This is a genomic window from Lentisphaerota bacterium, from assembly GCA_016873675.1.
Lineage (GTDB): Bacteria > Verrucomicrobiota > Kiritimatiellia > RFP12 > JAAYNR01 > VGWG01.
In genome coordinates this window covers 1-11,730 of sequence record VGWG01000021.1, presented here as the reverse complement: position 1 = coordinate 11,730, position 11,730 = coordinate 1, and the positions used below count along the sequence as shown (strand labels likewise).

At 63.9% G+C, this 11,730-nt stretch carries 7 protein-coding genes and 1 tRNA gene; 2 read left to right on the top strand and 6 right to left on the bottom strand.

The annotated features are described in order from the left end of the window. Positions 1–2 precede the first annotated feature (2 nt). The 6 genes from trpB to FJ222_04570 all read right to left on the bottom strand — a co-directional run bounded on the left by trpB (position 3) and on the right by FJ222_04570 (position 9,722). Positions 3–1,202, bottom strand: coding sequence for a tryptophan synthase subunit beta (gene trpB, locus FJ222_04595; GenBank protein MBM4163703.1), 1,200 nt, complete (start codon positions 1,200–1,202; stop codon positions 3–5). A 112-nt stretch (positions 1,203–1,314) separates the two neighbouring features. Further along, entirely contained in the window at positions 1,315–3,264 is a 1,950-nt protein-coding gene (locus FJ222_04590; GenBank protein ID MBM4163702.1) for an ABC transporter ATP-binding protein, read from the bottom strand. An 8-nt stretch (positions 3,265–3,272) separates the two neighbouring features. Then, on the bottom strand, positions 3,273–5,054 hold the full coding sequence (locus FJ222_04585) for an ABC transporter ATP-binding protein (protein MBM4163701.1): 1,782 nt from the start codon (positions 5,052–5,054) through the stop codon (positions 3,273–3,275). Between the two features lie 6 nt (positions 5,055–5,060). Further along, positions 5,061–6,098, bottom strand: coding sequence for an HlyD family efflux transporter periplasmic adaptor subunit (locus FJ222_04580; GenBank protein MBM4163700.1), 1,038 nt, complete (start codon positions 6,096–6,098; stop codon positions 5,061–5,063). A gap of 391 nt (positions 6,099–6,489) precedes the next feature. Beyond that, complete coding sequence (locus FJ222_04575; protein ID MBM4163699.1) at positions 6,490–7,974, bottom strand: TolC family protein; 1,485 nt, start codon at positions 7,972–7,974, stop codon at positions 6,490–6,492. After that, on the bottom strand, positions 7,971–9,722 hold the full coding sequence (locus FJ222_04570) for a beta-glucuronidase (GenBank protein ID MBM4163698.1): 1,752 nt from the start codon (positions 9,720–9,722) through the stop codon (positions 7,971–7,973). Before FJ222_04570 ends, FJ222_04575 begins: the two co-directional genes overlap by 4 nt. 198 nt (positions 9,723–9,920) lie before the next feature. Between FJ222_04570 and FJ222_04565 the strand changes: the two genes are divergently transcribed. Both FJ222_04565 and FJ222_04560 read left to right on the top strand, forming a co-directional pair. Further along, positions 9,921–10,014: transfer RNA gene (locus FJ222_04565), tRNA-Ser, on the top strand. 61 nt (positions 10,015–10,075) lie between these two features. Beyond that, complete coding sequence (locus FJ222_04560) at positions 10,076–11,473, top strand: threonine synthase (GenBank protein ID MBM4163697.1); 1,398 nt, start codon at positions 10,076–10,078, stop codon at positions 11,471–11,473. The last annotated feature ends 257 nt before the right edge of the window (positions 11,474–11,730 follow it).

Below are 11,730 nucleotides of genomic sequence, written 5' to 3'. Positions count from 1 at the left end.
GTTCAGACTTTCGGGTTGGTCCGCGTAAGCAGGGATTCCACATGAGCGAGGTCTTTGTCTCCCCGCCCGGAGAGGCAGACGACGACGTGCTGGTCGGGAGGCATCGCATGCGCGACGGTGAGCGCCGCCGCCACGGCATGGGAGCTCTCCAGCGCGGGGATAATCCCTTCGAGCCGGGTCACCGCTTGGAACGCCTCCAGCGCCTCAGCGTCGGTGGCGGAAGTGTAGCGAACGCGTCCGCTCTCCTTGAGATAGGCATGCTCGGGGCCGACGCCGGGATAGTCAAGCCCGGCGGAGATCGACCACGCCTCCAACACCTGTCCGTCCCGGTCCTGAAGCAGATACGACTTCGAGCCGTGCAGCACGCCGATGCTTCCCTTGTTCAAAGTGGCCGCATGGTGCGGCGTTTCGATCCCCTCCCCTGCGGCCTCGACGCCGAGCAAGGCGACCGGATCATTCAGGAAGGCATAAAAAATGCCCATCGCGTTGCTGCCACCGCCGACACAGGCCGCCACCAGATCGGGGAGGCGGCCGTTGGCCTCCAAAAACTGCCGACGCGCCTCATCGCCAATGACGCGCTGAAAGTCGCGCACCATCGCGGGATACGGGTGGGGTCCGGCAACCGAGCCAATCACGTAAAACGTGTCGGCAACCGCCGCTGACCAATAACGAAGCGCCTCGTTCATCGCGTCCTTCAGCGTCGCTGTCCCTGCGGTGACCGGTACGACCTCCGCCCCGAGAAGCTGCATACGGTGGACGTTGGGAGCCTGACGCCGAACATCCTCCGCACCCATAAACACCTTGCACGCCATCCCCAGCCGGGCTGCGATGGTGGCCGTGGCGACACCGTGCTGCCCTGCGCCGGTTTCGGCGATGAGGCGGCGCTTGCCCATGCGGCGCGCCAGCAGCCCCTGGCCGACGGTGTTGTTGATCTTGTGGGCTCCAGAATGAGCCAGGTCCTCTCGCTTCAGCCAGATCTGAGCGCCACCGGCACGGACGGTCAGCCGCGCCGCGTGGTCGAGCGGTGTCGGCCGTCCCACATACGTGGCCAACATGTGGTTGTACTCCGCCATAAAGGTGGGGTCGGCCCTGGCGTCGCGGTACGCCGACTCCAATTCAATCAGAGCGGGCATCAGCGTCTCGCCGACATAACGGCCGCCAAACGGACCGAAGTGGCCGGTGGCATCGGGTTGTTGTGACATAAATCCAATCCTTTGCGTGTGACAGGCGTTTCTATATACAGAAACGCGCGACACCTGTCAAGAAGAGAAAGCGACAGAAGAGAAAGCGGCACCCAGAATGTATTTCATCGCCTCACGCCATCTGCTGTCGGTGGAGCGAGGCGAAGGCACCGTCGTTAGCGAGGAGGCGCGCCGGGGGACCGTTCTCGATGATGCGGCCCTGGTCGAGGATGACCACGCGGTGGCAGCGCATGGCCATCGAGACGCGCTGGGAGACGATGACAGCGGTCTTGCCGACCATGAGGGTGGCGAGTGTCTCCTGCAGACGGCGCTCGGTCTCGGCATCGAGGGCTGAGGTGCAGTCGTCCAGCAGCAGCACGTCGGGATCGGTCAGCAGCGCCCGCGCAATGGAGATGCGCTGACGCTGGCCTCCAGAGAGCGAGATACCCTTCTCGCCGACAATCGTCTCGTATTTGACAGGCAACGCCATGATGAAGTCGTGGCAGTCGGCGGCCCGGGCCACAGCCATGATTTTGGACGGCGTTGCCCCCACGCAGCCGTAGGTGATGTTGTCACGGATCGTGCCGCTCAAGATCTGTGCCTCTTGCGGGACGTAGGCGACGCTGCGGCGGAGCGAATCGAAGCGGATGGTGTCGAGCGGCACGCCATCCACCTCGATGGACCCCTCCTGAGGATCGAAGAGGCGGGCGAGAAGCTGAAGCAGGGTGGTCTTGCCGCTGCCACTCGCACCCATGATGCAGAGCCAGCGCCCCGCCGGGATGTCGAGCGAGAGCGCATCGAGCACCGGCCCGCTGGCGTTGGACCAGGCGAAGGTCACCTCCTTGAAGCGGATACCCTGCTGGAGCGGCAACTGCAACGAAACGGCCTGCGGATTCTCGTCCACATCCGCCTGAGTCTCAAACGTCTGGGCCAAGCGGTGGAGGACGACGAGGAGGTTGGAGATATGTAGCGCAATCTGCGTCAGCGTGACGACCGGCACGAACAGATAGGCGGACGCCGTATGAATGTACATCATCTGTCCGAGGGTCATTTCGCCGGCAACCACGGAGACCGTACAGGCGAGAAAAATTCCTCGGACGGTCACCGCCGAGATCGCGTCCGCTGTCCGGTTCATCCCTGCGCCGAGACGCTGCTGCGCCAGCGTGTCGCGGATGAGGCATGCCGACAGGCGGTGAAAGTTGAGATACTCGGCGCGTTCGCGTCCGTAAGCGATCACCGCCTTCATCGCGTCGAGCTTCTGAGAGACCAACCCCCACAGGCAGGCATTCGTGTGGCGGATTTCGCGGTTGACGCGGCGGATCTTAACCCGCACCCGACCGACGATCAGGGTGTACGGGATCATGGCGAGGATCACGACGGCGGCAATCGTGGGATTCAGCACCAGCAGAATGGCGACGCCCACGATGAACATCACCACCTGGCTCGTGGACTGGATGACCAGCTCCATGAGGCGATCCTCCACCACGCCCACATCGGCGAGAATGCGCGACATCAGGCGTCCCGGCGACGACCTGAGGTGGAAGGTCGTCGACAGCCCGATGATCTTGTCGTGAATGTCCTCGCGCAACCGCTGCGTGATCGCTGTGCCGACGCGGCTGCGGAGCCTCTGCGTGGCGCGGTCGGCGAAGTTGAGAACCAGGATCGTGACGAGATAGACGACAAAAATGCCGAACAGACGCCGGCCGGCCCACGCAGGGCGGTTCTCGGCGTTCAGGCGTGCCGCTTCTGATGCCACAGCGTCCTCCCCCTGCCTGGGTGCGGACATCATGTCCGCATCGCGGTCGCCGGAGGCCGACGGCAGCGCGGCCCCCGCTGTGCCTGCGGCAGGCTGGCCGGCGCCGACCACGAGGATCTCATCCACCACCACACGCCCGTAATAGCTTTGAAGATAGACGGAACACGCGTTGAGCGAGACCAAGAGGATGCAGAGAAAGACCGGCCACTTGTGCGGCCAGACGTAGCGGTAGGCAAAGCGGAGGATCAGACGAACCGCGCCCTTGGGATCGCCAACGTCGCGTGACGGGCGATAGGGAAACGCGCGGTGTTCGTGGCGGCGGCGCATGGGGCGTGTCACTCCTCAATGATGCCTTTGCCGGCATAGGTGTCGTGCAGGCGGCGGTAGCGACCATCGGCGATGGCCAGCAGGGCCGCAGGCGTGCCGGCTTCGGCGATCCGGCCCTCGTGCAGCAGAATGATGTGGTCGGCATTGCGAATCGTGCTGAGGCGGTGGGCGACGATAAAGGCGGTGCGGTTCTTGAGAAAGCGATCCATCGCGATCTGGATCGCCCGCTCCGACTGGCTGTCGAGGGCCGAGGTCGCCTCGTCCATCACCAGAATCGCGGGGTTCGAGAGAACGGCCCGGGCGATGGCCAGCCGCTGCTTCTGGCCGACCGAGAACTGCACGTCGCGCTCGCCGATCACCGCATCGTAGCCGTGCGGCAGCTTCACGATGTCGTCGTGGATCTCGGCGACCCGCGCGGCGGCCTCGATCTCGGCGCGGCTGGCGCCGGGACGCGCGTAACGGATGTTATCGGCGATGGAAACCGAGAAGAGCAACGACTCCTGGAGCACGATCCCGAACTGCCGGCGCAGGCACGCAAACGAGAGATCGCGCACATCGACCCCGTCGAGCCGGATCGCGCCCTGATCGGCATCGTACAGGCGCATCAGCAGCGACAGCACCGTGGTCTTGCCGCATCCGGTAACGCCAACCAGAGCGACGGTATCCCCGGGCCGGACCTCGAAACTGATTCCCTGCAACACCGGTTTGTCGCGCAGGTAAGAAAAAGACACGGCGTCAAACGTGACGCGTCCGCGGGCGATCCCGATGTCCATCGCCCCGGCGTGTTCAACCGTCTGCGGCACTTCATTGAGAATCTCGAACAGCCGTTCGGCCGAGATGCGGACATTTTCAAGCTGTTGCGCGAGCTGTGAAAAGCGCACCGCCGGCCAGAGCATCTGCATGGCATAGGCCGAAAAGGCGGTCACGTCACCATAAGTCGCCGTTTCTCCGAGCACCATGGCGCAACCGAGAAAGTAAATCACTATACGCCCGATGTCGGCCAGCAGCCGGGTGTTGAGCCAGAACGCTCCGGATGCGATCTGCGACTCGCGAACCAGCTCCATGCTGAAGGCGCTTTGGGTGCGAAACACGTCGTTCTCGCGCGCCTCGGATCCGTAGGTCTTGACCGTCATGTTGGCGGCCAGACGGTTTTGCACGCCTGCGGCGACACGGTCTTCCGCGCCTCGCTGCGCGCGGGTCAGCCGCTTCAGTCGGCTGATCGAGGACCGGTAATTAACCACAAACAGAATGAGCAGTGCGAAAAGCGGGATGGCGAGCCGCCAGTTGATGAAAAGCGTGGCGGTAATCGCGAACGCCGCGCACACGAGATCAGAAACAATCTGGACCGTGGCCACGGAGAGAATCTGCTGCAGGGCGCTGCTGTCGCCCATCAGGCGGTTGATCAGCTTGCCGGTGCTGTGTTTTCCGAAGAAAGCCATGCCCAGCCTGAGCATGTGCGCATAAACTGCGGAACGGATTCGCATCACGAACGTCTGGCCCACATAGGCCATGCCAAGGACCTGCAAATAGGCGCAGGCGGCCGAGGCGAATGCCGTGCCGATGAGGAAGAGGCCCAGGCGCGGCAATGCGTCATGCTCCCCGCCCTCAATGACACGGTTGATCACCTCGCGCGTGAGCAGGGGTGGAAGCATGGCCATCACCGAGAGGATTCCCGTCAACGCCACCAGGCCAACCAGATGCCAGCGGAACGGGCGAATAAATAGGCCGACATGGGAGAGAGCAGCCATATCATTAAACCCCAAGGCGAACGTTCGTGCACCGTGAATCATTCCGGGCTACAGGCCGATCAGCGCCGACCAGAAAGAGGTGCGCCCGATCAGAATCTCGGCATCGGCGGTGGCGCCGGGTTGCACCACGCGGCCTTCCGGATCGAACGAACAATAGATGACGCGGTAGGCCTGCGCCCCCTCCGTCTGGATCACGTCGCGGGTTTCGACAACCGTGCCTTGCACCCAGTCGCGCAGCAGGGTCTTGAAACTGCGCAATTCGGCGCGCACCGACTGGCCGGGCGTGACCTTGGCGGCATACCGCTCGGGAACGCGGAGCTTGAGCACGAGGTTGGTGCCGCCGAACACCTCGAACAGCAGCGTGTCGGGGCGCACCACCTCGCCCACGTAAAAGCTGTGGCGAAGGAGCCGGCCGTCGATCGGCGCGCGCACGGCGCGCGCCGAGACGGCGGCGCGCGCGCGCGCCACCGTCTCAATGCGGGAGCCCAGTTCCCGGCGGAGAATCTCAAGCTGGCGTTCGTCCAGCGACGTGTCGGCCTCGCTGAGGCGCGCGTATTCGGCCTCGGCCTGCTTGAGCGTGTAGGCGTCTGCGGCCAAATCGCGGCCCGAAACAAGCCCCTTCGCCGCGAGCGTGCCCGTCAGCTCGATCCGTTGTTTGGCGTAATCGAGCGCCAGCTTGGCCGACGCAACCCGGCTGCGGTGATCGCGGCGGCGGTCCGAGAGCTCTGCCTCGCGGCTGGCGATCTCCGCCTCGGCCTTGCGCACGCTACTCACCGCCTCGGCTTCGGAGGCCCGCTGTTCGGCGTCCTCAAGCTGCACGATGAGCGTGCCGGCCGTGACGGCTCCGCCCGACTCTCCGGAAATCGCGGCGACCCGCGCGGCGACGGGCGCCCGCACCTCGGCGTAGTGCGCGGTGGTCACATAGCCCGTGGCCGGCGCATAGCGATTGACATGCAGACGGTGCCCGGCCGTGCCGATCACCCCGCACACGAGCAGCACGATCAAGACGGTTTGCCCGATCCACGCCCTTTTCTCCCGTGCCGTCGCAGGAAGCGCATCGCTCCTGTTGGTCCGATATTCACCCATTATTTTTGCTGCTCCCGGACGCGGCCCTGAGCCAGGGCGCGTATCCCCTCACGTTCATTTTCGTAACGCTTGTGGCACCACTCACACCCCTCGCAGCTCCGCTCGTAGCAATTGCGATGGACGCGAGACGGATACATCTTGCGGAACGCCTCAAAACAATCGTCACAGCAGAAACAATAGCGCTCCTGATCAGCCCCAAAAGCAATCTGACACAGGTGAAACCCGTCAGCACCGGGATCGGCGGTCTGGGCACACCAGCTACAAACAATTCCGCTTTCGCCCGATGCCTCCCCCGATGCCTCCCCCGAACCCGGCCCGGACGGAACCGGCGGTCTCGGCCCGTCCGGAAGCGCGCGCGTGGAACGCCGATTCAACAGGCGTGTCACCCAGCTCATCGCGCATCCCCCCCTAGCCCGTCGCCAGCGACACCGGGCGTGAAGGAAACGCCTGCGGCGCGAATGAGGTCCGTGAAGGCGCGGATCGTCTCGGCCGCAGCGGCGTTGGCACGACGGGTGGCGGCTGAAAGATCCTTCTGCGCGTCGAGCACGAGGCGGCTGCGTCCCTCGCCAAGGCGGAAACGATCCGACTCGGCATCGAGGCTGGCGCGCGCCGCATCCACAGCCCGGTCGACGGATTCGAGGCGGACGCAGGCGGAGGCGAAAACCGTCTGGGCGCGGGCATATTCGGCGGCTGCGGCGTTCGCGATCACGGCCAGATCGGCCCGAGCGGCGCGAGCGTCTGCTTCGCGGGCCGCTGCGCGGGCGCGCTCGGCGTTAAACCCAAGCGGACTGCGCCAGACGATGCCCCCCTCCCAGGCCAAGTCGCCGTCGGCATGCGCGCCCGGCGGGTTATTCAAGCGCAGCCCGACACCCGCGACCAAAGAGAGATCGGACTTGAGATCTTCGCGGGCGCGGCGGACGCGCGTGTCGGCCCGGGCGGCGGAGGCGGACGCAGCGCGCCATTCCGGGCGGTCGGGGATCACGAGCACAACGGGCGATTCGCGGCCTGCGGTGGCACACGCTTCGGCCCAGCCACGAAGCTCGCCGGGTGACGGAGAAGGGATGACGCCTTCGGGAAGCGCCTCCCCGACCCATTCCTCCAGACGGATGCGGGCGGACTGCAGAGCGGCGCGAGCCTGTTGCAACTCATCCTGCCGGAAGGCCACCTCCATGCGGGCGGAAGCGAGTTGATAGGCGGGAGTGGTTTCGAGCCTGACGCGCGCTTCGGTCTCCTCCAGTAGCCGGGCGACACGGCCGCTGGCGGTCAGCGACTCCGCAAGCTCGGCATGAGCAGCGAGCCAGTCCCCGTAGGCGCGGGTGATGGCATGGCAGGTATCCTGCCACGCTGCAGCCCGCCAGGCTCGCGCTTCCTCGGCGCGGAGCGTGGCGGTTTCGGCATCCAGGCGCTGCGTGGCAAAGCCGCGATCCCGAAGCAGCGGTTGCTCAACGGACACGCCGGCGACGGATGCCGACGCGTTGTCGGCGGCGCCCCCGCTGATCGAATCCCAACGGGCAAGCGAACCCCGTAAACGGAGTCCCTGGCGTAGGGGGCGCACCACGGTCGCCTCCGTCACCCAGGAATCGGCCGGCGCGACGCCCGGCAGTCCGGAACCCGGCGTGCGCAGGGGGCCTTCGGAAAAACCCGAAGCGGCCGAGAGCGCGGTGTCGTAGAATCCGTCTACGGCCGCCGCATCGTGGTCCGCAGCCTCGACCTGCGCCGTCTGCGCGCGCAGCCGTGGATTGGCTGGGCGCGCGCGGGCGAAGAGGTTGGAGACCGTCGGCGGCACGTGCACCGTCGGCGCCGCATCGTTGGCGCCATGCGCGCCCAGGCAACCGGCAATCACAACAATCGCCCCCGCTAGCATGCGTGTCTTCAATCCGGATTCTTTCCAAAAATGGCCGCGATCCGCCGCATGTTAAACTTGGCGCTGCGGTCGTAGTTGTAGATGCCGTTTTCTTCCTGTTCCACATCCGTAAGCTGCGTGTAGCAATAACCGGAAATATGGCGCTGGCGGAGAATCGCGTCCACCTGACCCTGCAGACGGGCATAGTACGCCTCAACGGTTTGCGGCGCGTCCCCATAGCCCCACGAGTTGTCGGCAAAGGCGCGCCGACTTTTCGGAATCCACGGGATGCCGCCAAATTCGTCCACCAGATAGGGTTGCCCCTCGTAGGGAGCCTCTTTGTCGGGATGATTGCGCCAAACGCCCGTGACCGGATCGGGCGTCAGCATCGCCAGCAGTTTGTCCGGGTCCTGCTCGTAGTTATGCACCGTCCAGAGATCGGTCACCGCGTGAATGTAGCCGCTGGCATCGTTGACCGGTCGCGTGGGATCGAGATCCTTGCAGATGCCATACAGATCCCGATGGAACCGGCGATGCTGATTGGGATTCGTAAAGACGCACGTTTCATTGAGCGGCGTCCAGGCAATGATCGAGGGATGGTTGCGGTCGCGGACGATGATCTCGGCCCATTCGCTCAGAAACAGACGCGCCGAGGCAAGGTCATTGGGATCGTTGCCCCAACTGGAGGATTCGCCCCAGGTGAGATACCCCAGCCGGTCAGCCCAGTAATGGAACCGCTCCTCAAAAACCTTCTGGTGCAGCCGGGCGCCATTGAATCCGGCCTTCAGCGAGAGCGTGATGTCACGTTTCAGCGCGGCATCCGAGGGCGCGGTCCAGATTCCATCCGGATAATACCCCTGATCCAGCACCAGACGCTGATAAAGCGGTTGGTTGTTGAGGAAAACCTGATTGCCCTCGATGTGGACTTTGCGCATCCCGGCATAGCTGCGGACCGTATCCACGACACGCCCGGCGGCGTCGACCACGTCGAGGACGAGGTCATACAAGAACGGGTCATCGGGAGACCAAGCTCTGGGATTCTTGACCGAGAGGATCACCGGTGCGCCGTGAGCGGCAGGCCCCCCGGCCCGTGCGACGGTTCGGCCGGCGGCCGCGAGGGTGGCGTTAAACGTGAGGCCGCGCTCCATCGAGCGAAAATGCGGGGTGATGACAAACCGGCCGCCGTCGAGATCTGGAACGATCCGCGCGTGCTTAAGCCCCTGAGGAGCGACCGGCTCCAGCCAGACCGTCTGCCAGATGCCCGTGGTCCGGGTGTAATGGCACCCGGCCGACCTGTAAACCGGACTCTGCTTGCCCGAAGGTTGCTTGCCGGTGCGCAGATGATCAGCCACGCGCAACACGATATCGTGCGTGCCGCCAGCCGTGACATACCGGGAGATGTCGAAACTGAACGAGACGGTGCCGCCGAAGTGCATCCCCGCCGATGCGCCGTCCACGAACAGCTCACACTCGTAGTCCACGCCGCCAAAATGGATCAGGACATTCCGACCCGACCAGGCCTTGGGAATCGAGCATGTTCGGTGATACCACATCGCCGGAATGAAGTCCGTGTGGCCCACGCCCGATAGCGCGCTCTCCGGACAAAACGGCACGACAATCCGGCCGTCAAACCCCTTGCTCTCAAACAAGCGTCGATCCATTCCCGACTGGCCAAAATCAAAACAATAGCTCCAGGAGCCGTTGAGGTTCATCCAGTCGGCACGCTCGAACTGCGGCCGCGGATATTCGGGACGCGGAATCGCGTGTTTCTTCTGAGGCATTGTGAATCGGCTCCTGCGCACGTCAACCAGATACGTCACACACACCACATGATCACCCATTCGCGGGGATAATACATCCATTCGCGGGCAGACGCAAGAATTCACGTGTTTTGCGCTTGAATAGACATGAGATCATCGCGTATGATGTCGCCTGTGTGAATCCGCAGACCCTGACGGGCGAGCAGGAAAGGCACAATTGGAGAGGTGGCCGAGTGGCTGAAGGCAGCGGTTTGCTAAACCGCGGTACTGGTTAACACCGGTACCGGGGGTTCGAATCCCCCCCTCTCCGCCAATTTAGCGCGATTCAGACAACGGGCCCCGTCGGGGCTCGTTCTTGTTTCGGGAAGCCGATCATGATGTACATCAGCACGCGCGGCGGGGGCACCCCCATGCCGTTTCAGGATACGGTGCTCACGGGACTGGCCCGAGACGGCGGGCTGTTGCTGCCGGAACGGATCCCGGACGTGCGCGGCCTGCTGCGCGGGTGGCGGCTGCTCGCGTTTCAGGATCTGGCGTACGAGGTGATCCGCTTGTTTGCCGACGACATTCCCGATGCCGACCTGCACCGGATCATCCGAGCGTCCACCCATGCCTTCCGCCATCCCGATGTCACGCCGGTTGTCGCGGTCGGTCCGATTCATGTGCTCGAACTGTTCCATGGCCCAACCTTAGCGTTCAAGGATGTGGCGCTGCAGTTTCTCGGCAACCTGTTCGAATACGTGCTGCAGCGTTCCGGTCAGGAGCTCAACATTGTGGCGGCGACGAGCGGAGACACCGGCAGTGCCGCGATTCACGGAGTCAAAGGACGCGAGCGCATGCGAATCTTCGTCATGCACCCTCGCGGACGGGTCAGCCCGGCACAGGAACGGCAGATGACGACCGTCCGGGATGCCAATGTCCTCAACCTCGCCGTCGATGGCACCTTTGACGACTGCCAGCGGATTGTGAAGGATCTGTTCAACGACCTCGACTGGCGCGACGCGCACCACCTCGGGGCGGTCAATTCGATCAACTGGGCGCGGGTTCTGGCGCAAGTTACCTACTATTTCTATGCGGCGTTCCGGGTGATGGACGAAACCGGCGCGACGCGCGTGCGATTTGGAATACCGACCGGCAACTTCGGCGACATCTTTGCGGGTTACGTGGCCACGCGCATGGGCCTGCCGGTCGACCGCTTGGTGCTGGCGACGAACGAAAACGATATCCTAACCCGATTTTTCACGACCGGCGTGTACGCGGCAGGCGGTGTCGTTCCGACGCCGAGCCCGTCGATGGATATCCAGGTGGCGAGTAACTTCGAGCGCTACCTCTTCTACCGGGCTGACGGCGACACGGAGCAGGTGCGACGCTGGATGACACACTTTCAGATCGAGGGCCGGATCACGGTCGACACCGTCGCAGGTGCCCCGTCCGTCGATCCGCTCATCCGCGCGGGACGGGGCGACACGGCGGAGACGTTGGAGACGATCCGTCGCTTTTGGAAAGACTTTGGTTACCTGCTCGACCCGCACACGGCGGTGGGCGTGCATGTCGGCTTGCAGCATCTGGACGAGACGGCGCCGATGATCTGTCTCGCCACCGCGCATCCCGCGAAGTTTGGCGCGGCGATCAAGCAGGCCACGGGTCAGGATCTCGCGCACCACCCCATACTCGACGCCCTTGCCGGATTGCCGACGCGGGTCGAGATCGTGGCCGCCGACACGCGTGCGGTAGCCGCAGTCATGGAACGCAAGATCGCCCAGAATCCGTGAATGGGCGGGCAGGGCGCATGGCAGTTCTGATGAGGGTTACTTAATCGTAATCATAATCGTAATCATAATCGTAATCTTGCTTTGCTGCTGCATGTGATCATAAAATGTCACCCATGAAAACGGTTTTTGATCATGAGAAGCTGACTGTTTATCAGGAGTCGGTCAGATTTGTCGCTTGGGCAGACGAGATCTTGGAGACCCTGCCCAAGGGACTGGCAGTCCATGGCCAGTTGGACAGGGCTTCGACGTCCATTCCT

Excerpts from the sequence above, each read along its gene's own strand:
- FJ222_04560 (MBM4163697.1), top strand. The coding sequence starts at position 10,076 with ATGATGTACATCAGCACGCGCGGCGGGGGCACCCCCATGCCGTTTCAG.
- FJ222_04580 (MBM4163700.1), bottom strand. The coding sequence starts at position 6,098 with ATGGGTGAATATCGGACCAACAGGAGCGATGCGCTTCCTGCGACGGCA.
- FJ222_04585 (MBM4163701.1), bottom strand. The coding sequence starts at position 5,054 with ATGATTCACGGTGCACGAACGTTCGCCTTGGGGTTTAATGATATGGCT.
- FJ222_04590 (MBM4163702.1), bottom strand. The coding sequence starts at position 3,264 with ATGCGCCGCCGCCACGAACACCGCGCGTTTCCCTATCGCCCGTCACGC.
- trpB (MBM4163703.1), bottom strand. The coding sequence starts at position 1,202 with ATGTCACAACAACCCGATGCCACCGGCCACTTCGGTCCGTTTGGCGGC.
- FJ222_04570 (MBM4163698.1), bottom strand. The coding sequence starts at position 9,722 with ATGCCTCAGAAGAAACACGCGATTCCGCGTCCCGAATATCCGCGGCCG.